We start from the raw sequence: 23,387 nt of genomic DNA, 5'->3' as shown, positions 1-23,387 counted from the left end.
CTTTGCGGCAGATTTTTTTCTTTTATTCAATTAATTAAATTTTAACTAACAAACCAAACGTATGAGTTTCAAAGCAAAGAAAACAGCCTTAGTTGCAGGATTGTGCTTTTTAGGCATGGCTCCTGTACAGCAGGCTTCGGCAGCTACCGCAGCAGTAGCTTCCGTACAGCAAACGAAGCAGGCAACCGGTTATGTAGCTGACTCACAGGGTCCGCTGATTGGTGCCACGGTTATGGAGAAGGGTACTAATAATGGTACCGTTACCGATTTCAACGGCTTCTTCACTCTTAATGTAAAGCCAGGTGCAACAATCGTTGTATCATATGTAGGCTACGTATCGCAGGAGGTTAAGGCCGGCGATAACTTAAAAATCAATCTTAAGGAAGACGGCCACGTTGTAAACGAGGTTGTTGTTATCGGTTACGGTACCCAGCGTCGTGAGGCCGTTACCGGTTCTGTTGCAAACATTGGTGGTGAGAAACTTAACCAGGTTGCAGCTACTAACGCCGCTCAGGCTCTGCAGGGTCGTGTAGCTGGTGTTTTGATGACACAGACATCTTCTAAGCCAGGTGCTGAGATGCAGATTCGTATTCGTGGTCAGCGCTCACTGACTGCAAGTAACGACCCTCTGATTGTGCTCGATGGTATTCCATTCATGGGTCAGCTGTCGGATATCAACCCAACCGATATTAAGTCGATGGATATCCTGAAGGATGCTTCTGCTACCGCTATCTACGGTTCGCGTGGTGCTAACGGTGTTATCATCATCACAACCGTTAAGGGTACACAGGGAGCACCTGCTAAGGTTACATATAATGGATATGTAAGCTTCAAGAAAGTATTCCACAAGTATCCTATGATGGACGGACCTACGTTCTCTAAGATGCGTCAGTATGCTGGTATCTACCAGAACTCACTCGACGAGAGCGAAAGCACTAACACCGACTGGCAGGATCTGTACTATCAGACTGGTATCAGCCACAACCACGACCTGAGTGTTTCTGGTGGTACCAATGGTGGTAGCTTCAGCTTCGGTGCTGGTTACTATAAGGACGAGTCGGTTGTTCCTACCGAGGGTTACGACCGTATCTCTGTTCGTGGTAACTTCGACCAGAAGATTGGTAAGTGGTTCCGTTTCGGCTTGAGCACCAACAACAGCTATCGCAAAACTCAGGGTGTGAACAATATGTACGCTGTACTGGGTTCATCTCCTCTGTCAAGCCCATACGATGAGAACGGTAACCTGAAGCGTTACAATGCTCTGCCTGCCGACGACCAGATTGTGGTTACTAAGGAGACTGTTGAGCGTGACAAGGATGTTTGGATGAGCGAGAACAAGGGTATCGGTACTTACAACACGCTGTTCGCTGAGTTGAAGTGCCCTTGGATCGAGGGTCTTACCTATCGTATTAACGTAGGTCTGAACTTCCGCAGCTCTAAGAGCGGTAGCTTCACAGGTACTGGTATCAACAACAAGGATGCCAATGCTGTTAACAGCGGTTCTATCTACGAGAACCAGACACGTAACTGGGCTGTTGAGAACCTGCTGACCTACGACCGCACATTCGCCGAGAAGCACAACCTGAACGTTGTTGCTATGTACTCTGCCGAGCAGACTACTTACGAGCAGACTGGTGCTTCGGCTCAGGAGATTCCTGCCGACTACTTCCAGTACTATGCACTCGACAAGGCTACAGGTCAGGCTAACCTCACTGGTTACAACTACTGGCAGAGCGGTCTCGTTTCTTGGATGGGACGTGTGATGTATTCTTATGATAATAAGTATATGATTTCAGCCGCCCTCCGTTCAGATGCTTCTTCACGTCTGGCTAAGGGTCATCAGTGGCACACATATCCTGCAGTAAGTGCCGGTTGGAACATCGCTCGTGAAAACTTCATGGAGAACCTCAAGTGGATCGACAACCTGAAGCTTCGCGTAGGTTATGGTGAGACTTCTAACCAGAGTATTAATCCTTACTCTACTCTTGGTGGACTGGCTACACGTAACTACAACTTCGGTTCTACTTATAAGTCAGGTTACTATGTAAACTCTCTGCCTAACCCAGAGCTGGGATGGGAGTACTCTAAGACTTGGAACTTCGGTCTCGACTTCTCATTCTTCAATGGTCGTCTGTCTGGATCGTTCGAGTACTATACTCAGAAAACCAACGATATCCTGCTGAACGTTAAGCTGCCTGATACATCAGGTGTAAGCAGCTATACTGGTAACATCGGTAACACCGAGAATAAGGGTTGGGAGTTCTCTCTGAACGGTATCATCATCGACAACAAGAATGGTTGGAACTGGGAGGCTGGTATCAACTTCTACCAGAACCGTAACAAGCTGACCAAGCTGGCTACAAATGATCCTGATGGTAAAGACGAGGGTAACCTCTGGTTCGTTGGACATCCTATCGATGTTATCTACGACTATGAATATGTAGGTCTGTGGCAGAAGGGCGAAGAGGCTGCAATGAACATCCTGGAGCCAGGTGGTAACGCTGGTATGATTAAGGTTAAATACACTGGCGACTATGATGCCAACGGACTGCCTACACGCCAGATTGGTCCTGACGACCGTCAGATCATGAGCATGGAGCCCGATCTCGTTGGTGGTTTCAATACTACTATTGGTTACAAGAACTTCGACCTGACCGTTATCGGTTCGTTCCAGATTGGTGGTAAGTTGATTTCTGCCATCCACTCTTCTAACGGTTACCTGAATATGCTCTCTGGTCGTCGTAACAACCTCGACGTTGACTACTGGACTGAGAACAACACTGGTGCTAAGTATCCAAAACCAGGTGGTATCATGAGTAGTGATAACCCCAAGTACGGTTCTACACTGGGTTACTTCAATGCTGGTTACCTGAAGTTCCGCACCATCACACTGGGTTACAACTTCGACAAGCTGCAGGCTGTTAAGGATCTTGGTATCAGCCGTCTGCGCCTGTACGCTACCGTTCAGAACCCATTCGTTCTCTTCTCGCCATACAACAACGAGAGCGGACTTGATCCAGAGACCAACTCTTGGTCAAACGAGAATACGGCTGTAGGTTACTCATTCGGTAGTCACAGGATGCCTATCGTAGGTTATAACACACCTGCTACCCGCAACTTCATCTTCGGTGTTAATGTAACATTCTAATGAATCATTAAAGAATTAAGAGTTATGAAAACTAAAAGTATCAAATATATTCTTGCTGCGGGTCTCGTATGCTGTGGTCTTTCTACAACCATGACATCCTGCAATAACGTGCTCGATGAGCAGCCCCGTAGCCAGTTCGACCCAACCTTCTTCAATACGAAGGCGGGTATTGAGGGCGGTCTGACATCGCTCTACGCTCACCTGCGCTATTTCTATGGCAACGGTTACTACCTGAACACCCTCGAGACAGGTACCGATGAGTACACATACGCACAGAGTGCCGATGGTAACTTTAAGGATGCCGACCTCTCAGGTGTAGGTTCTGTTACTCCTTCAAGCACCGTTGCTGGTGGCGCATGGGGTACCCTGTTTGCAAACATCAATACCGCCAGCGGTATTATCGAGAATGGTGCTGAGGCTGGTATCGATCCAGCTCTGCTCGCCGAGGCTCACTTCTTCCGTGCATTCGACTACTTCATCCTGGTGCAGACCTACGGTGGTGTGCCCCTCGATCTGGGTGCTGGCGAACTGAAGTTCAACACTTCTACCGTTCGTACCTCTGTACGTAACACCGTTCCTGAGGTTTATGCTGCTATCTTCAGCGACCTTGAGAAGGCTGTTAACGATCTGCCCGATAACCCACGTCTCACAGGTACTGCTACCAAGAACCTGGCTCGTCTGTATCTCTCAAAGGCTTATCTGACCTACGCTTGGTGGTTGGAGAATCCTAACAACATTCCTACCTTCCCAGAGTGTAGCCGTGATGCCAGCCAGGCTAACAGCTACTTCCAGAAGGCTTACGATACCGCTATGGCTGCCATCAACAATCCTGGCCCATACGCTCTGCAGCCTACATTCTATGATGTAAACGTTGCTACCAACGACCGCAACTCTGAGATCATGCTCTATGCTGATCACGACGAGGACGAGAAATATGGTAACGGTGGTGCTGGTTACGGTTGGGGTAGCGGTGGTTCTCCTGAGAACTTCGCTTACTGGATGGAGACCTGGAACTACACTGAGATGATTGCCAAGGCCGCTTCTGGTAACACTATCAACCCAATCCAGCGTGAGGCTGTTCAGGCCCTCGGTCGTCCTTGGACCCGTATGGCTCCTATCGCCGACAACTTCATGGAAGGTGGTGTTTGGGAAGATGCTGTTAAGGCTATCGACTCACGTTACGATGCAACCTTCACCCTGCGCTATCACACCAACTGGCAGAAGAGTGGTAACACTGAGCCTTACGTAATCGGTGCTAATGGCGAGAAGGTATATCCAAACGAGGTTTACTTCAGCTGGGTTCCTGAGAGCGAGGACAGCAAGATTAACTACACTGGTGCCGATGGTAAGCTCGGTTTCGGTGAGATGGCAGGTCGTCCTGACTTCGTAGTTGCTGTTAACCACATCAGCCGTAAGAAGTACCCCATCAACTGGAAGATTGGTATCTATCGTACTGATAACGATGGTGGTCTGGGTTCAAAGGTTAATGGTGGTAGCCCACGTCCTTGGAACGTTGCTAAGTTCTCTGAGCTCTACCTGCTTGGTGCTGAGGCTGCTGTTAAACTCGGCAAGAACGAGGAGGCTAAGAAATTGGTTAACGTGCTCCGTGCCCGTGCCGGTAAGCAGACCTATAGCCAGAACGACGACAAGGCTGTATCTGTAGATAAGAGCGCTGAAATGGTAGCTGCTACTCCTGCTACTATCACTATCGACTTTATCCTCGACGAGCGTAGCCGTGAGTTCTGGGGTGAGGGATATCGTTGGTTCGACCTCGTTCGTACACAGAAGTGGGGTGAGCGTGCCGGTACATACCGCATCGCAGGTGCTGGTTACACCGATAAGGATCTGCAGACAGTTAAGCGTGATATTCCTGCTGGTTACTATATCCGTCCTATCCCACAGGGACAGCTCGATGGTATGGAGATGACCGAGGAGGAGAAGACTGCTTATCAGAACCCTGCTTACAGAAATTAATTAGTTAGATAACCGTTTTTCTCTATTAGCACGGGCCGCCCAAATCTGGACGGCCCGTGTATCATTTTTTATTCCCGCGTGTGGGAATTATTACCACTTATCGTGCGTGCGGATATCATCACCCCAGCGGTGATCCTTAGGGAACTTCTGTCCGTTCCAGGCTTTTACCTGTGTCCAAGGCTCAGCAGCATCGGTCCAGAAAGGATGATCGGCTGGCAAACCAAGTGGCATCAAGCTCAAGCTGGTGAGATAAAGCGAACCGTTGTTGGTGTACCAGTCGGCAACCTCAGGCTGTGAACCGCAGAAACCGATAGTAAGATAACCGGCATCGTTAAAATTCTGCTGATAGTCGAACATACGGTGATGCACCTTGGTAAGGGCAGCGCGAACCTGTCCGTTGCTCAGTTCCTTAGGCAGCTTCTGATACCAGGCTATCAAAGCCAACGTCTGCATAGCGGCTGTACGATAGGGGATAGAGCGGCCAATTACGGGGAAAGTTCCCTCTGGCGATATGAATCGCTCCAGGATGATAGCGTACTTCTGTGCACGCTTCAGGGCGCGATCGTAGTACTTCTGATAGTCCAAACGAGTGTTGGCCTTAGCATCTACCATAGCCTGCAGAGTCTCCAGATACATCGCATGGAACACATAGCTGCTGTAGTAGTCGAAAGCAAACACGGGGCCATCGGCATACCAGCCATCGCCTACGTACCACTCTTCAACCTTACGGCAGGTGGTGTTTACACGGAACTCATCGTACTGAGCACCAGCCTTAGCCAGCAAGCTCTCGATGGTTGATGAGAACAGGAACCAGTTGGTATAGGGAGGGTCGATCTTTCTTAAGGCCTGAAACTCCTTGATGTAACGCTGCTTGGTTACCTCGTCGAGCGGCTGCCACAGGGTGTCCCAGGCGCGCAGGAACGATTCGGCGATATAAGCGGCATCTACCAGGTTCTGTCCGGCCTTACCCCAGCACAGATAGTCGGGCGAAGCAGGATCAACAGCGTTCTTATACGAGGCTAATGCCCACTCGCGCAGTTGGTGGCGCTGCTGGCTCTCAGCGGTATTGTCGTCGGGTAGTGCGAGCCAAGGGGCTACACCAGCCATCAGGCGTCCGAAGGTTTCCATATATACCACCGAGCGGTCGCGGTTATCAAACGAGGGCGAGAACTCTGTCTTCATGTTCTTCTGCAGCTCGCCCTTGGCCATATTCTCCAATACGGGCTGGGCCATCTTGTAGGCTAACGAGCACCAGTACTGACGGTCGGTTTGTTCTGGCGTTTTTGTCTTTTTGGCTTGCGTTGGTATTACTAGCATCAGGGCTAATACCAACAAGGTTGTTGTTCGTTTCATTTGATGTCTGTTATTAGTGGATTCTTGATATTGTTCAGATAGTTGTCGGCCAAAAGCTGCCACTCGGCCATCGTCTTCACGTCGTTGCTGCTCCAGGCTGAGCCGAAATAATAGGTATAGGGCTTGCCATTATAATGGCGCACAATGCCCAAGGCGTGGTTCTTGTTGCCGTTAAGACGGGTGGTTTCATCCACACCGTTAGGGAACAAGGTGCCCACGTAAATCTGCGACTGGTTTACTTTTGGGTTATCGGTGGGGTCGGCATACAGCACATAGTCTTTGCCAAGCGCTAACTCACCCTCGCCATTCAGCACCACACCTGTAGCCCAGCCGGTTTTCTGTTTCATACCGTCGTACCATACGGTTATCTTGTTGTAATGTGAACCGCGATCCAGACTCACCAGTCGGTGCTCTGTTGCGCCATCATTATTGGGATGGTAGGTCAGCTCTACGGTGAAACGCAGCGGACCGTTGTCCAGTATCTTGTAGTCCTTAAAGCAATAAGGATATACCAGTTCGCCATTCTTCATCAGTGCAGGTGCGCCGCAACCTAAACTCGGACCAACAGAGTAAACATCCATTCCCTCACCATGGTCGTGGTGGAACGATGTGCCCAGGTATATCTCGTTGGCCTCCTTTGACTTGCCAGCTCTTTTCAGCGAGTCGCGTTGTCCCACACCCCACAGGTGCATCTTATAACGTTTCTCTAAAACCAGTTCTGGGGTGCTTTTGGTCCATACGTCGGTACCGAACGATTTCTCACCGCTACGCTGCAGGGCTGGACCGTACATGCGATAGATGCCCAGATCGTTCTCCCAGGTCATATCATCGGCACGTTCGGGGAACAATCTTCCATAAACATACGATTTCATCGCAGCTGGCTGTCCTTTCTCGATGGTGAATACAGCTTTGCTGTGGGGCTGAACCGACACATACATCAGTAGCTTGCCATCGTACGATAGCTGGTAAGCCTGCTCCTGGCCGAAGCCGTTCTTAATCATGAATGCCTCGCCTGCGTTTAAGCCTAATCGGTTAGATACCGTCTGTAAGTCGGCTTCTACTACCTCCTGACGTTGGTAGTCGCTTGGGTTGGTTACCGTAAGGGTTGGTTGCTGGGCACTGACCCCTTTGGTCAGTGCACCCAGCAAAACTATAGTAAGTAGTAGTCTAATCATTTGATACTATATTTGATTTGTTGCTTAGTTTTTGCCGATTTCACCGTTAGTACAATGCGGTACATCTCTTTTCCCCACATGCCTTGCAGCAGCGGGTCGAGTTGGTTGCTGATATCCTCGATAACTGCTTCCAGTTGGTTGGCGTTGTAGCTGATGTGCTTCAGCGCATCGCGGTTGGTGGTCATCAGCATCAATCGGGTAGGAGCTTTGTAGGCATCTAGCTCAAAGTCCTCGGTTACCGATACACCCGATTTAGTGGCTGTAACGGTGCGTTTCCACGATTTTACTGCAGCCTCTTGGGGATAGGCTCCAGCAATGTCGAGTGTCAGTTTTCCGTTCTGGTGACTTACCACCTTGGCGCCGAACGCCTTTCCGTCCTGCTGGTCGGTACCGTTGATCTGTGGCAGATTATGATAGCCCGACTGCATGGTCCATATCTCGTAGCGACTGTTGCTGAAGGTCTTGGCGGTATATTCGCCCACGCCTGGATCAATCAGCAGCGGTTCGCCATCAACATATACTATGAACGAGCCCACGTCGTTGTGATTGTGGCTCTCACCGTTGTGTCCGCCCTTAAAGGCCGTAAAATGGCCACCACGGCGCGCAGTCATAATCTGTAGGTTAGGTAACCACGCATCCTTAATGAGTGGCTCCTGGGGCTTTTCTGCGATGAAATCGCGAATATTTCGTAAGAAGAACAGCTCGCGCCCCAGTGTTGGGAAGTTGCCGCTCTTATCGTAAAGCTTGGCAGGCTGGGTCAGCACTTGCTTGGTTCGTCCTAAGTAAGCGCCAAACTCGCGCATGGTTTTATCGTTCAGCCAGTAACCGAATGGATACACGATGTTTACCTGTTGCACAGCCTTGTTCTCGTGTGCATCGGCAAAGTTCACACAGTAATCATGCCCGATATAGGTCTTATAGCTGTAAGCAGCCATTTTCTTTATTTTTTCGGCCTGCGCATCGAAATGTGAGGCATCGGGCAGTAATCTCAGTACCTCGAACATCGAGGCTGCGGCGCGGTCCCAATAGCCAGGACCCTCATCGCAACCGCCATCCTCGGGGTAGGCGTCGATAAACGCATGGGTGGCCTTTTCTATTTGGGCGATGGCTTCGGCTTTGCGGGCCTCGTCCTTCTCACAGATCAGCACACAGGCCAGCCAGTTGCTGCAGATCCATGGGTTCCAGTTCATGCCTGCTGTCTTCCACCAGTAGTTGTTGGCTACGGCAGGTTTCAGAATGCGCTGCTCTACCTCTCGGTCGATACGTTGACAGATATCGGGCGAGAAGGCATCCAACTGCTTCTCCAGCATATAGCGTGTCCATACAATCAAACTGGCTGTCTCGGCATTAAACAAGTCAACCTCCTGTATCTCCTGCAGGGGGATGCGTTTGCCATAGTGGGCGGGGATGCCCCACCAGGTTTCTTCGCAAAAACTACCGATTCCATCGATGATATCGTTCATAAACCGGCCCTTGCCCTCTACAATCTCGGCCATCACGAGGGCTGCCAGATGACGGCGCTTCTCAAAACAGATACCCTCGTAGTTTACGCGGTTACCGGTTATCTTGTTCTCGGCAAAAACAGTCCAGGGCAAAGCCGTCCACGCTTTGCCCAGATACTGTTCGCCATATACGGTATAGCTTTGCTTCATCTCCTGAGGGATGGAGTCGCGCCAAAAGGCATCCTCGGCCTGCGGTAACAGGTTGGCTATACCGAGTGCTATTGTTAATAACAGATTCATCGGCCAATGTATTTCACGTATTCACATGCGGCCAGCAGGAAGGCACCAACACCAAAGTTGGCCTGCGAGTTGGCATCTACTGTCTGTCCGGGAATAGCGCGCTCGCCGATGGGTTGTACGTAACCCACCTTACCGTCCTTCTGCAGGGCGATGGTGGTGAGATAGTTCCACGCCTTATCGATGGTGGTGGCAAACTCCTTCTTCGACAGATAACCGTGATTAACGCCCCACAACAAGCCGTAGCAGAAGAAGGCTGTACCGCTGGTTTCATAGCCAGGCGCCTGCTCTGGGTCCATCATCGAGCGGGTCCAGTGGCCCTGTGGCTGCTGCAACTTCTTCACGCCGCGTGCCAGGTTCACGTACTTCTCAACAAAGAATGGCTGACGGACGTAAGTCTCGGGCATATCCTGTAACACCTTGGCCAGTCCGGCCAGCACCCAACCATCGCCACGTGCCCAGAAGTCTTTCTTGCCCTTGGCGGTTTTGTGCTTTGGGTAGATGTATTTGCCATCGCGGAAGTACAGTCCAGTCTCCTTGTCGAGCATGATACTATCGCTGTAGCAGATGTTTTCGTAGAGTTTGCGCAGATACTTGGTGTCGCCAGTCAGTTTGTACATCTTAGTGAGTGCGGGCATCACCATGTAGAGTGCATCGGCCCACCACCAGTAGTCGTTGGCTTTCGAGTCAGCCTCGTAACCCAGCACTTCCTTGGCACGAGCCACTTTCTTCTCGTCAGGGGCCAGGTTGTAAAGGTCGATGTACGTTTGGAAACATATCTGCCAGTCGCCAAACAGTACATAGTCCTGTCCCTCACCGTAGTTCTTGTATTTCCAGTTGGCGGGGTTGGGTTCGGTGGCACCTTTCCACTGGTTGTGTTCCGCCCAGCGAATGCTGTAGTTCAGCATCTGCTCATCCTGCAGCAACTTGTACACCTCCATATTACCTGTATGGTAGGCGGCGTTGTCCCAGAAAGAGCGCACCTCGGCCGGATTATTGGTCTGCCAGTAGGTGTTAACCAGGCGTATCATGTCCTTTACCTCGTCGGTAGTCCATCGCTTGGCCTGAACCATCATGGTGCTCAGCAAACATGCCAATAATAATAGTTTTCTCATATTGTTCGTTAGTTTTCGTTGCAAAGATATAAATAACTTTCTAAATAGCGCGATTCAGTAGGTGATTTTTTAATAAAAGGGGCAGCCTAAAGGATTATAGGCCGCCCCTCCACCTTAGAAATACTAACAAATTACCTTAATATGTCTGAACAATCTTTTAATCTGCAGATTCTTCATCGGCAACAGCGTCCTCCCAGTTGGTAAACATGGGGATGTTCTCATTATAGCCGTCGTAGCCATAGTTCTGACGAAGTGTTCCCTTGTTGTTGGCGGTAATAGCCGAGTTAGGAACTGGCCAGAACAAGTTGTGCTTGTTAATCTTGTACTCGAAGGTCTGGTTACCCTGCTGACCCTTACCATAGTCATGGTTGAATACGTTGTAGTTAACACAGCGACGATACCAGTAGCTACCACCGTTCAGGTCGGTACCTTCCTGCTTATCCCAAGTATTCAGATCGTAGGTGTTGCCCCACTCATCGGGTTTGCCACTACGAGCCAGACACCAGCTTACACGTACCATCTCTGCCTGGCGGAACTCTTCGAGATAGAGCTCGCGTGCGCGCTCCGACATAATGTCGCCGATAGTAACTGTGGTGTACATCTTCTTGGCGTTGGCACGCTTACGAATGGCATTCACGTCTTCAGCAGCGCCTGAGGCGTTGCCCTGATAGAAACGAGCCTCTGCACGCAGCAGATAAGTCTCGGCCAGACGGAACAGGTACATATCGCCATTGGCACCCTTACCTGATGCACCCTGGAACTGGTTGGCACCAGTATTGTTTTCGTTTGGAGTATCAAGGATGTAGAGCTGATACAATGGAGTAGGATACCAGCTACGGATGGTGTCAGAGCAGAGGATATCGCCCTTGTGTACGAGAATCTTTGAGGGATCTGAAGGATCTGCATAGTCTTCGGTAGCATAAAGCTGATAGTTCTGGCCGTAACAGTCTGAACTCTTGTTGTTGTACTTAAAGTCTTCCATCTCCATCCAGTTACCTACCTTACGGTTGTGGCGCAGGTCCTGCCAGTCGGTCTCACCGTCGTAGTTCCAGATGGTCTTGTTGTAATAGTACGATGTACGGTTCACAGCAATACCACGTCCGGCAGCACGTACCCAGTCGAGAGTGTCGTTGTACTCCCAGTTGTTACGGGCAATGTTCTTACCAGGACCACCCAGTCCGTGAGGATCGCGGATGATACCATTACTCCAGTGAGCAAAGCAGGCACGCATCACATTATAGGTAGTGAAGTCTTGGTCGTTCGAGTTAGAGATCATCATGATGGTCTCCTTGTTGGCAGGATCAGCGATGTTGGGTGTGCGGTGCAAATCCCAAACCACGTTACGTGTTACCTTCCAAGTGTTCTCGGCGCCAGAGGGCTGCCATGTACCAAAGTTCTCGGTCATCAGCTTTAAACCGTGGTTGTTAATCAGGTCGGTAGCTACCGACTCGGCCTTGGCATACTCACCAACAGCGAGATAGCACTTTACAAGCAGGTGCATACATGCTTCCTGATTTACCTGTCCTACATAGGTCATTTTGGCCTGAGCGGGAACGTGCTGAACAGCGAACTCCAAATCGTGAACCAGCATCTTGAAGATAGCTTCCTTGCTGCTTGATGTATAGTTGCGCTTGGGCACACTGATTAGCTTTGTTATCAAAGGAATATCGCCAAACTGGAGTGCCAGGTTGTAGTAAGCGTAGGCACGATGGAAATATGCACGACCTTTATAAGCATCGCGAGTAGCATCATCAAGACCTTTCACCTGATCGATATAAGTCAGGATGGTATTGGCATATTTTACCATGCTGAATCCCTGATCCCAGAAGCGCTGCATGTAGTTGGCATCGCCACCACTTGCCATACCAGAGGTTGGTGTGAGCTTGGCATCGAAGTTGTCCTGGAAGCCACCACCCATATCGGTCTTGGCGTACATGCCTACATCCGACATCAGGTAGTTGGTAAAGATACCAACGTTGTTCCAGTTACCGTCGATACGGTATGTCTTTAACTGTTTGTCGCACTGTGCCAAAGCAGCCTGCAGACCGGCTTCCGTGCTATAGGTAGTTGCTGGCTCATAGAATGACAGTGGATCCTGCTCAAGGAAGCCGTCCGAACATCCTACCATGGTTCCCGCAAGGGCTAACATGAGTCCTCCGCGGAGTATATTGTTCTTTTTGATTTTCATACGATTCTACATTTTAAAGTGTTACATTAAGACCGAATTGGAACTGACGGTTGGCAAAACCTCCTGTTTCAGGATCGCCATATTCCCAGCTGTCGATAGTGAATGCATTGTGGATACCGGCAGTTACATGTACACGCTGGATACCCCACTTGTTAGTGATGTCGCGTGGGATAGTGTAACCCAGTGTAATGTTGTCCACACGTACGAAGCTGCGGTTGTAGAGCTTATTAATACCTGTTACACCAGAAGGACCAACAGCGTTCAGACGAGCATACTCGTTGGTTGGGTTCTCAGGTGTCCAGTATTCCTTTTTGTAGGTATTACAGGTCTGAGTGAACATAGAACCTGAGTTATCGCCATTCAGCCAGTTACCGCTCAGGCTCTTGTGGCCCATGTAGCTGTACATTGAGAACGAGAAGGTGAAGTCCTTGTACTGGAAATCGTTACGCATGTTCCAGTAGATTGGTGGCTGGGTAGTACCCTGGTAAACACGGTCCTTGTCGTTGTAAACAGGTACGCGTGTACCGTCGGCCAGAATCTTATCGTCTTCGGTATAAACATTTACAACCTTTGGATCACCAGGTTTCTGGTTCACCAATGCAGCCTCCTCAGCCTCGTTGGCCTGCCAGATGCCGTCGGTCTTCCAGTACCAGATTTCGCCGATAGGCTTGCCAATGAACCAACCGTTGCTAGTATCGTCCATCTCCTTGCCATCCTCGTCGTACTCGTAGTACAGGTGCTTAATCTTATTCTTATTGTATGAGAATCCGAGAGAGGTGCCCCACTTGAAGTCCTTTGTTTCGATATTCTTGGTGTTCAGCGTAATTTCAAAACCGGTGTTGGTAACCTCACCAAGGTTGGTAGTGATGCTGCTGAAACCTGTGAAGTTTGGCAGGCGCTGTGACATAATCATATCGTGGGTCTTCTTGTGGTAGATATCAATGCTACCAGAGAGACGCTTGTTGAGAACGGCAAAGTCGATACCGAAGTTCCATGATGAGGTCTTCTCCCACTCCAGGTTGGGGTTACCCAGACGGTCTACGCTCAAAGCATTGAGCACCTCCTGTGAGGTTGAACCGTACTTATAGTAAGCATAGAGACCACCGTTAGCCAAGTTAGAGAGAGCCAGATATGTATCGGCGAGTGAGCGGTTACCATTGGTACCATAACTCAAACGCAGCTTAGCCATATCGAGCCACTTCCAATCCTGAGCGAATTTTTCCTCAGAAAGAACCCAGCTGGCACCTAATGACCAGAAGTTGGCCCAAGGATTGTTCTGTCCGAATGCTGAATAACCGTCACGACGTACAGTAGCAGTCAGCATGTAGCGATCCATGAAACCATAGAATACACGACCCAGATAAGCGGCTGCTGTGTAGTGAGTGTCGTTGGTTGAGAATGAGCTCTGCTCCTTGTTGGCACCCGAGATATAGTGGAAACCAAGCACATCGGTAGGAGTGATGTTGCGTGCAGAGATATTGTCGCTCCAATAACGGTTCTCCTCAGCCTCCTGAGCCAGAGTTACTGTGACATGATGCAGATTAGCAAAGGTGCGATCCCATGTCAGCGTGTTGTTGAGGTTCCAGTTGAAGGTCTTCGATGAGTTGCGGTTTACGCCACGTGTAGCAGGGTCGCTGTTTGGCAGTTCTGCCGACATGTGATAACGATCGTAGAACCACTGGTAGCGTGGAGCAATGTTGAACTGGTAGGTAATGCCGAATGGCAGGGTTACCTTAGCGTTAAAGATGGTATTCAGTACGGTATAACCCTTCTCCAGACCGATATACTGCTGCTGGAAGTGGTAGTTGTAACCACCGTTTGTAGGGTTACCTGTACGAGGATACTGGATTTCGTTACCATTCTCGTCATAACGTGAAGCGTAGGGCGACTCACGCAACTGGTTGTCGTCCCAGTAGTTGCTGCCCAGGGGAACCGCCTGAGACTCATCGCTACGATCCTGGAAGTTTACGTTAGCACCAACTTCGAGCCAATCTGTAATTTTGGCGTTCAGTTTCATGTTAGCGCGATAAGCATGGTAGTCATCGCCCTGAATGGCGCCCTGATTCTTCAGATAACCAAATCCTAAATAGTAGTTTACACGATCGGTAGCACCTGAAATGCTGGCGTTGTAATCCTGGTTGAAACCGGTACGGAAGGTAGCATCCTCCCAGTTGTATGTCTTACCTGCCAGGAAGTTCTCCATTACGAGGGCTGCGTCAGCGTCAAAGCCCATACGACGTGCATAGAGGCTCAGCATCGACTCGCCTGCCTGCAATGTCTTAGGACCATTGCTGGCCCACTGGTCCTGCGAAATACCATATTGACTGATATTGTTGAAGTTATCATAGTAACCAGTAGGAATACCGCTGTCTTTGCCATAGTAGCCCCATGTGCCATCCTCACGATAGCCGTAGGTCTGTGCCTTATACCAGTCCTCGCGGTAGGTCATATATTCACTGGCGCTGAATACATCGCGATAAGCTGCCTTTGAGTTGGCTGCCAGGTTCATGCTTACATTAATAATAGGTTTACCCTGCTTACCCTTCTTGGTAGAGATGATGATAACACCACTTGCGGCTTTTGCACCATAGATGGCTGCCGATGAGGCATCCTTCAGAACGTCGATTTGCTCAATGTCGTCGGGGTTAATCTCAGAGAGCTCACCTGCGAACTGCATACCATCGAGAATAATCAGTGGAGAGTTGTGCGAACCTGATGTGTAAAGAGAGTTCTGTCCACGGAGCTGGATGCTGGCGCCTGAACCCTTGGCTGATGAATCGAAACCAATCTGTAAGCCAGGTGTGCCACGAAGCAGATCCTGTACGCTACCAGGGTTCTGGTCTGCAATCTTACTGGGGTCGATCTGTACTACCGAACCAGTCAGGTCCTTCTTACGCATAGTACCATAACCTACAACAACTACTTCCTGAAGTGTTTCTGCGTCTTCTTCGATTGTAATGTTAAGAGTCTGCCCGTTTTTATAGGCAATCTCTTTAGTTTTAAAACCAATGTATGATACCACGAGTGTACCATTGGTTGGAGCAGCTTTCAAGTCAAAGTTACCTTCAAAATCGGTAACAGTGCCCACATTTGCTGCGTTTTTTACTTTTACGGTAGCACCGATAACAGGTTCACCGTTTTTGTCTGTAACCTGGCCCTTTACCACTCCGCTTTGCTGAGTAGACTGTACTGCCAGTTCTGCCATTGTCGGCAATGGGAACGAGATCATCCCGGCTGCCAACGCCATCACGAAGCATAGCTTCTTGGATGGAAGAGTTAATTTAGCATACTTCATTTGTTACTGTTTTAAGTTTTATTATAATTGTTAATAATTGAATAGTTCTTCCTTCTCTGGGATAGGTTCGAATTTTCGGGTGCAAAGATACGAAGGTTGATATAAATCAAGGGTTAAAATGCGTGAATTTAGGGGAACAAATCGTTAATTTTCCCCTAATTCACTAAGATTCCACGCATCACGCCACCTGATAACGGGTTTTCCGTTCTCAAATTCGATAGGCAACCAGATATAACGGGCATCACTTGGATGCTTTGGTCGCCAGATGTCGGCCATAAAGATAAAACCTTTGCCGTAGGGCAGGATATAAGTCGACTGTCCTTCGAAGGTGATTTCGGCCTTCGGGCCTACACAAGGTGTGGGATGCTGAGTCCAAGGTCCCCAGATGCTGGGTGCCGAGAACATACGTGCCTCGTTAGGAGCCCAACCGGTGCAGCCCGAGGTAATCATCCAGTAGGTGCCATCCTTCTTGAAGATGGCAGGTGCCTCGTTCTGGCCGCCAGGAGCTACGCGGGTATATTTGCCTGAGTGGTGCAGGTAGTCGCCAGTCAGTTCGGCAATGTGCAGCGTCAGGTTATCCTCCGATGAGAAGATGTGATAGGCTTTGCCATCATCATCTACATAAAGTGTCATATCGCGAGCCATCTGACCCGTACCGAAGTCGCGCTTCAGGAACAGGCCCTGCTTGATAGCCTCCATCCAGGTGGGTGTCCACCATTTCTTGAAATTGTCGGCATTCAGGGTGTCGAGTGTAGCCAACTCCTGCTGTCCGAACTCTACAGGGTAGGTGCCTGCGTTGGCGCGCTGCGAGTACAGAAACTTATAAGGTCCTTCGGGCTTGTCGCTTACTGCTACACCGTAGCGGGCAGCGCTGTAGCCCTTGCCTTTCAGCTCCAGGTGGAACCACATGCAGAATTTCTTGGTTACCTTATTATATATAACCTTGGGGCGCTCCAGCACACAACCGCGGGTAATATCGCTGCGGCGGTCGTCGCTCACGTAGAGGGCAACGCCACGGTTCTGCCAGTTCATCAGGTCTTTCGATGAGTAGCACTGCACACCAATCATAGCCGATGAGGTGGTGTCGCACTTGTTCTCGCCAAACCAGTAGTAGGTGTCGCCATACTTCATGATACCACCGCCATGGGCGTTGATATGACGGCCGCTGGCATCGGGCCAGATCTCACCCGAGCGAATCATCTTGGCTTTCTTCTGCTGGTTGTTCCAGTAGTTTTCGATACGCTTGGCCTCGGCCTTGGTGATATGAATCACGCTACCGTGCTTGGGCGATGAGAAATTGGCTGCCTTCATTACCCCCTCGTTAAAACGGCCCAGAGGCTTGAAGGTCTTGAAGTCGCTGGTCTCTACAAATCCGAAGTTATGAGGGTTCACGCTGTAGATATCGTACATCACTACCCATTTCTTCTGTCCGATGCGCTTCCATACGTTTGGCGCCTCGCAACCACGGTTCTCGCCGTCGATCTGCTCGGCGTGATAATCGTTGAAATGGTTAATTTTGTCGCTAATCATGTACTTGATGCCGCCAGGATTCTCTTGGGCCACATAGCTCATAAAGTAGCGACCGTCGGGCATGGGACAGATATCGGCATCCAGAACCTGAATCTTATCGTCGGGATACTCAAACAGCAGCTGGGGCTCGGTCTCAAGTGTTGTAAACTCCTCGTTGGCGTAACTATAGTATAGTTTCGTGCGCCCGCCCGCGTGTTGTCTGATGGTAAAGTAAACCATAGGCTTGCCTACGGCAGGATCCCAGATGGTCTGGGGTGCCCAGGCACAACCAATCTTACCGAACTTCTCGGGGAACAGTTTATCTATACGTGCCTCGTGGTGGGTCCAGTGTATCAGATCGTCGCTGGCCATCAGTACCAGTCCGCGGTTGTTACCCCAGCCAAACTCGTCGGGGCGTTCCCACTGGGTGGCGCGCAATCCCATCTCCTTGCCAAACACATGCAGGTCGGTCATGGCAATGTAGAATTTGCCATTGGGAGCACGGTAGATATGAGGATCGCGTATGCCTCGCTGGTCGGCAATAGAGTCGCCGGCAATAATGGGCTCGCCATTGTTAACAGCCGTAAACGTGTAGCCATCGTAGCTGATGGCCATAAACAGCGAGTGGGTTGGATCGTTGAAATACGTAAACAGATAGGCACCCATATCCTTTTCGGTGAGCGCTTTCTTGGCTTTGGCATCGGTCTGAGCCACAAAGGCCAGCAATAGTGATGCAATGAACAGTACTTTCTTCATTTTCTTACAAGTTAGTGTTTGGTTTTGCAGGTGCAAAGGTACGACAATTGATTTATATCAACGTCCCAACATCGTTATTTAGGGGGAACAAATTGTTATTTTTGCGATTTTCTTTGATGATTCACAAAAGTTTCGTATCTTTGCAGCCGTAATTGCAACTAACTAATGAGGCGTGTATTATCCCTACTGATAACTGTTTTTGTGCTTGGACAGATGTCCATGGCATGCCCTGTGTCGCTCAGAATTATGTCGCAGACACCTGTTCAGGGCATCGAGGAGGCACGAAAGCTTATGTTCGACCACTATGGCATGATGTGGGTAGGTACCGATCAGGGCTTGCGCTCGTTCGATGGCTACAGCTTCAAAACCTACCGCAACAACGCTTATACTCCTGGCATCCTGCCTAATAACTATGTACGTTCGATGACCGAAGACCAGCACGATGGTCTTTGGATAGGTACCCGCGATGGTCTGGCTCGTTTCGACCGTCGTCGTGGTTCTTTTAAAACGTATCATCTGCGTGGCGATCAGGCCCGATTGATTAATACCCTTTATACTGATAAAAGCGGTACGGTGTGGGCTGGAACCAATGCAGGCGTGTCGCGATACAATGCAAAAACCGACGATTTCATCGATATAAACCTCTCGGCTGGCGTGATTTCGTTTGCCGAAGATGCCCGTGGTAATCTGTATATAGGTACGTGGGAGGGCGGTTTGCTGCGCCTGAACAAGAAAACCGGTAAAATGGTGAGCTATCCACCGTTAAGTACGCGTAATACCGCTCAGACCATGTTGATGGACAGTCGCGGTCGCTTGTGGATTGGTACCTGGGAGCATGGTATTGTGCGCCTGGACCATCCCGAAAACGAGACGGCGCCAGGCATGCACAAGATGAACGAGGGTAGGGCCGATTTCCGTACGTTCCACCGACTGGTTGAAGATTCTGTCAGCCATGCTGTGTGGGGTTGCTGTATTGAGGGACTGACCCGAGTTGATATGGATAACGAGGCCGAGGTTGAGAACTATCCGATACTCACCTTCTGCTACGATATGGTGACAGATGGCATGGGTAACCTGTGGGCACTTACCCGTAACAACGGTATCGTGCACCTGAGCACCAAACCGTCGCCTTTCCATTTCTATCATCTGGATCCCGCTGGATTGGAGTTGCCTGTAAACCGCATTCAGAAGGTGTTTACTACCGATGGTAACCGTTTCTGGTTAGGTTTGCAGCCTTACGGACTGGCCCTTTACGACCGCCAGGCCGGTCAGGTGCTGTACAATAACCATATTCCCGGACTGGAGAACGAAACAGGTCAGCAGGGTATATACGTGCAAACGATCTCTGATATGATCGAGCGTCCCGATGGCAGTATCTGGCTGGCCAGTTCGCGAGGGGTAGTGATTTGGAAAGAGGGCGAACCGGCACGCCTGTTAGTGCGTAGTAACTCGCCGTTTATTGGCGATAGCGAAGTAAATGCTTTTCATGCATTAACTGATGGCGCAGTGCTGGTGGGTCAGAATAATGGTCTTGGTATTGCGTTTAGCGAGAATAAAGGACGTTTGCTGAAGATGACCGAGCGTAAGCGAGACTTTAGTAATTGTCATGTTTTATCCATATCCGAAGACCATCATCATCGCTTGTGGATAGCCACCGAGGGACAGGGCATTATCCGAATCACGGGAAGGCTTGACGATCCTAAGTCGTTTACCTATCACCAGTACGCTCCTGTTGCCAACAATTATCCTATTGATGAGGCTACGGCTGTGTACGAGGATGCCAACTATCAGTTGTGGGCCATTTCTAATAGTGGCGATTTCTTTAAATATAACGATGAAACCGATAAATTTGAGCCTGTAAACCACCGTTATTACATTGGCATGGGTAGCATCTACTCTATCCAGGGCGACAGTAACGGTCGTATCTGGCTTTCAACCGATAAAGGTTTGGTGCGCTTTGCGCCATCGGATAAGCAGGGAACAACCACGTACTATAACATGGAGGATGGTATCGAGACCATCAGCTTCTCGTCGAATGGTGCTTTCAGCTATGGTAAGGAACTCTTCTATGGCAGTGCCAAGGGGTTCTTCTCGTTCGATGCTGCCGAGATAGAACGCTGGCAGCAGGGGGCCTCGCCATCGTTGGTGGTTACCGAACTGATGATTGACGATAGACCATATCTTTGGCAGGACTCTCTGCACCGTCAAAGGATATCGGCCGACCAGCCCTTCTTTACGCAAAAAATCACCATTCCATCGGATGCCCGTAAGTTCTCGGTAGAGTTTGCATTGCTCACTTATCAGAATCAGGAACAGTGCCGATATGCCTATTACTTAGAGGGTTACGACAACGATTGGCACGATACCGATGCCCAGAACCGTGTGGCTACCTACCAGAACCTGCCCTCGGGAACCTACCATCTGAAGTTGCGTGCCGTAGATAGTTACGGTCGACTGGTTGAAATGCCTTACGCTATTGTGGTGCGTGTGCTGCCGCCATGGTATCGCACTTGGTGGGCCTATCTCATTTACGTGGTGTTGCTACTTGCTGCTGCCTATGGCGTAAAAGAGTGGTATAAAGCCCGTGTAAACCGTCGTGCCCGTCTGCAGCAGCGTGTGAGCGAACTGTTGCACTACCGCGAGATGATGGTGATGAAGCAGTTTATCAATAAGCCTGGCGGCAAGGCCGAGCGCGAGGGTGCCCGTAAGGTGCTCGAAGTTGAGGAGCAGCAACACTCATCGCCCGACGAACTGTTCCTGCAGAAAGCCATCGAGTGTGTGAAACAGCATATTGATGATGCCGACTACGATCGTGAGCAGTTTGCCAGCGATATGTGCGTATCGTCATCTACCCTCTATAACAAGCTGCGTGCCCTGACAGGCGAGAATGTTACCGCCTTTATCAACAGCATCCGACTGAAAGAGGCCTGTCGCATTCTCCGTCAGAAGCCGAACATAAAAATGACCGAACTCTCCATGGCCGTTGGTTTCAATACGCCTAAGTATTTTACCAAGTGCTTCAAGAAAGAGTTCGGTGTGCTGCCTAGCGAGTATTTATCGCAGGACTCAGAACAATTATCTTAGTTTTCGGCAGTGATATCCTCTATTTGATCGAGGATCTCCTGATACTGGCGTTGGGTCTTGATGTGGAGTGAGAATCCCCAGATAGCTCCAATAACGCCACCGATGCATCCTGCCCAGAAGAGCCCGTTGAAAAAGGCATTCGGATGAAGCAGATATGACTCGTACATAAACCAACCAAGGAAAACAACAGCAAGAGGAATGCCGATGAGGAGCCAGTTGGCATCGAACTTCTTGGCGCTGGCCATACGGCGCTGGACATCCACGAGATTGTTGGTCATCAGGTTCGAATCGCTCAGTTTCCTGCTGTTATAGAAGGTGCCTCCGAAGCTAACCAGCATGGTGATGCAGGTGAAAATCCAGAAAGGAATGGAGAAACTGTTTAGCATTACAAATGCCCAGTAGCTATAGGGAATCATCAGCAAGCAGACGGCCATGATGAAATAATATCTGCGACTGATGTTGCTGGCGGTTTTGTTCATCGACTGGCGGATAAAGCGGTCGCTCAAAATAGTCTGCTTATCCAGCTTATTCTTCAGCGTGTTCATCTGCTCACGCATATTCTCTAAATCAAAATTCTCGTTTGTCATAATTTGGTAAATGTTTAATCTTTAATGTTTCATGTTTAATGTTTAATGTTTAATCCTTGATGCTTTTCAGCTGTTCGCGGATTCTAAACAGACGTACGCTGACGTTTTTAGTAGTGATACCTACAATCTGTCCGATCTCCTCGTAGCTGAGGTTTTCGAGCCAGAGCAGGACAATCGCGCGGTCGAATGGCTGGAGCTTGGAGATACGCTTGTGGAGCATGTCCACTTGCTTAGTGTCCTCGTCGCGGTCTTCAAACAGGTTGATGTCCATGGTTAGGCGTTCGGTGGCCTGGCGGCGCTTCTTTCTGTCAAGCGAGATACAGGTGTTCAGCGCCACGCGGTAAATCCACGTCTTGATGTCACTGCGATGCTCAAAGCTCTCGAAACCTTTCCATAGATTCACTAGTACCTCCTGGAACAGGTCGTTCACCTCGTCGGCATCTTGCGAGAACATGTAGCACACGGTGTAGATGGTGCTTTTGTGTTCTGCTGCGGTTTGCGCAAACTGCTTTTCTAATGCGTTCATTGTCTCATCTGTTTTTTATAACTTTTACCCTTTAGACGTGGCAAAGATACTAAAAACTACACGAAAATCGCACAAATTACAAAAAATACGTATTTTTTCGCGAAAACACTTGTATATATCGCTATTTTTGACTATCTTTGTCCCCTAATCACGAGAGCACGTACTAACAAGTAAGTATATAACATTCAATAATTCATTAAAACTCAACAACTTATGTGGTTATTCAATTCATCAATTGGTAGAAAAGTTGTAATGTCCGTTACGGGTATTGCGCTTATTCTGTTCCTCACCTTCCACGGTTGCATGAACATGGTAGCGCTATTCTCGGAAGAGGGTTACAACATGATTTGCGAATTCCTGGGTGCCAACTGGTATGCTGTTGTAGCAACCATGGGTCTGGCTGCCTTGGCAGTGCTTCACATTGTGTACGCATTCATCCTGACTGCGCAGAACCGTACCGCTCGCGGCGAGAGCCGCTACGAGGTAGCTACCGAGGTTAAGGCCGGCAAAGTAGAGTGGGCTTCAAAGAACATGCTCGTTCTGGGTCTCATCATCTGCATTGGCTTGCTCATCCACCTCTGGAACTTCTGGTACAACATGATGTTTGCCGAGCTCGTTGGTGCTATGCCTGCCATCAGCCCAACAGATGGTTTCGGTTGGATTAAGGAGACATTCTCAAATCCTGTATTCGTAGTTATCTACATCGTATGGCTTGTAGCTATCTGGTTCCACCTCTCACACGGTTTCTGGAGTGCTATGCAGACTCTGGGTGTTAGCGGTAAGATCTGGCTCAAGCGCTGGATGTGCATTGGCAACATTTACGTTACCGTGCTCATGCTTATGTTCCTGGTAGTAGTTCTGGCTTTCGCATTTGGTTGCGCTCCCAGCCTTGGCTGCTGCTAATTTAATTTTTTAATCTTTTAATTTTTAAACTTTAC

The 23,387-nt window shown here is 49.5% G+C and carries 13 protein-coding genes; 4 read left to right on the top strand and 9 right to left on the bottom strand.

Annotated features, from left to right (window positions below; translation table 11 throughout):
• Nucleotides 1-115 precede the first annotated feature (115 nt).
• A complete protein-coding gene (locus PRU_RS12570) occupies nucleotides 116-3,148 on the top strand; it encodes a SusC/RagA family TonB-linked outer membrane protein (RefSeq protein ID WP_373314244.1) in 3,033 nt (1,010 codons plus the stop codon).
• 24 nt (nucleotides 3,149-3,172) lie between these two features.
• A complete protein-coding gene (locus PRU_RS12565) occupies nucleotides 3,173-5,122 on the top strand; it encodes a RagB/SusD family nutrient uptake outer membrane protein (protein WP_013064561.1) in 1,950 nt (649 codons plus the stop codon).
• Nucleotides 5,123-5,212: 90 nt separating this feature from the next.
• Here the strand turns inward: PRU_RS12565 and PRU_RS12560 are convergent, their stop codons facing one another.
• The 7 genes from PRU_RS12560 to PRU_RS15740 form a co-directional block, all read right to left on the bottom strand.
• On the bottom strand, nucleotides 5,213-6,475 hold the full coding sequence (locus tag PRU_RS12560) for a DUF2264 domain-containing protein (protein ID WP_013064331.1): 1,263 nt from the start codon (nucleotides 6,473-6,475) through the stop codon (nucleotides 5,213-5,215).
• Nucleotides 6,472-7,650, bottom strand: coding sequence for a DUF4861 family protein (locus PRU_RS12555; RefSeq protein WP_013063365.1), 1,179 nt, complete (start codon nucleotides 7,648-7,650; stop codon nucleotides 6,472-6,474). Before PRU_RS12555 ends, PRU_RS12560 begins: the two co-directional genes overlap by 4 nt.
• Nucleotides 7,647-9,392 (bottom strand): heparinase II/III domain-containing protein, encoded by a 1,746-nt coding sequence (locus tag PRU_RS12550; protein WP_041386234.1) that lies wholly within the window; start codon nucleotides 9,390-9,392, stop codon nucleotides 7,647-7,649. Before PRU_RS12550 ends, PRU_RS12555 begins: the two co-directional genes overlap by 4 nt.
• Nucleotides 9,389-10,504, bottom strand: a complete 1,116-nt coding sequence (locus tag PRU_RS12545; RefSeq protein ID WP_013064659.1) for a glycoside hydrolase family 88/105 protein — start codon at nucleotides 10,502-10,504, stop codon at nucleotides 9,389-9,391. The genes PRU_RS12550 and PRU_RS12545 overlap by 4 nt, the downstream gene beginning before the upstream one ends.
• Before the next feature lie 157 nt (nucleotides 10,505-10,661).
• Entirely contained in the window at nucleotides 10,662-12,692 is a 2,031-nt protein-coding gene (locus PRU_RS12540; RefSeq protein ID WP_013063700.1) for a RagB/SusD family nutrient uptake outer membrane protein, read from the bottom strand.
• A gap of 13 nt (nucleotides 12,693-12,705) precedes the next feature.
• Nucleotides 12,706-15,921: a SusC/RagA family TonB-linked outer membrane protein gene (locus PRU_RS12535; RefSeq protein ID WP_013063472.1), complete on the bottom strand. Its 3,216-nt coding sequence runs from the start codon at nucleotides 15,919-15,921 to the stop codon at nucleotides 12,706-12,708.
• A 210-nt stretch (nucleotides 15,922-16,131) separates the two neighbouring features.
• The gene (locus PRU_RS15740; protein ID WP_080517237.1) at nucleotides 16,132-17,298 is read right to left on the bottom strand and encodes a family 43 glycosylhydrolase; all 1,167 of its coding nucleotides are present in this window, start codon (nucleotides 17,296-17,298) and stop codon (nucleotides 16,132-16,134) included.
• A 1,119-nt stretch (nucleotides 17,299-18,417) separates the two neighbouring features.
• Between PRU_RS15740 and PRU_RS12525 the strand changes: the two genes are divergently transcribed.
• Nucleotides 18,418-21,336 (top strand): two-component regulator propeller domain-containing protein, encoded by a 2,919-nt coding sequence (locus PRU_RS12525; protein ID WP_013064923.1) that lies wholly within the window; start codon nucleotides 18,418-18,420, stop codon nucleotides 21,334-21,336.
• On the opposite strand, the gene PRU_RS12520 is transcribed toward PRU_RS12525, so the two are convergent.
• Both PRU_RS12520 and PRU_RS12515 read right to left on the bottom strand, forming a co-directional pair.
• On the bottom strand, nucleotides 21,333-21,923 hold the full coding sequence (locus tag PRU_RS12520; protein WP_033150652.1) for a hypothetical protein: 591 nt from the start codon (nucleotides 21,921-21,923) through the stop codon (nucleotides 21,333-21,335). The two genes, PRU_RS12525 and PRU_RS12520, sit on opposite strands and share 4 nt — an antisense overlap.
• A 49-nt stretch (nucleotides 21,924-21,972) precedes the next feature.
• Nucleotides 21,973-22,449, bottom strand: a complete 477-nt coding sequence (locus PRU_RS12515) for an RNA polymerase sigma factor (RefSeq protein ID WP_013065549.1) — start codon at nucleotides 22,447-22,449, stop codon at nucleotides 21,973-21,975.
• Between the two features lie 213 nt (nucleotides 22,450-22,662).
• On the opposite strand from PRU_RS12515, the gene PRU_RS12510 reads away from it, so the two are divergent.
• Nucleotides 22,663-23,352, top strand: a complete 690-nt coding sequence (locus PRU_RS12510) for a succinate dehydrogenase/fumarate reductase cytochrome b subunit (protein ID WP_013063578.1) — start codon at nucleotides 22,663-22,665, stop codon at nucleotides 23,350-23,352.
• Nucleotides 23,353-23,387: the final 35 nt, after the last annotated feature.

The organism is Xylanibacter ruminicola 23 (genome assembly GCF_000025925.1).
GTDB classification, from domain to species: domain Bacteria; phylum Bacteroidota; class Bacteroidia; order Bacteroidales; family Bacteroidaceae; genus Prevotella; species Prevotella ruminicola.
The sequence above is the reverse complement of the archived record's forward strand: the minus strand, read 5'-3'. Positions and strand labels throughout refer to the sequence as shown.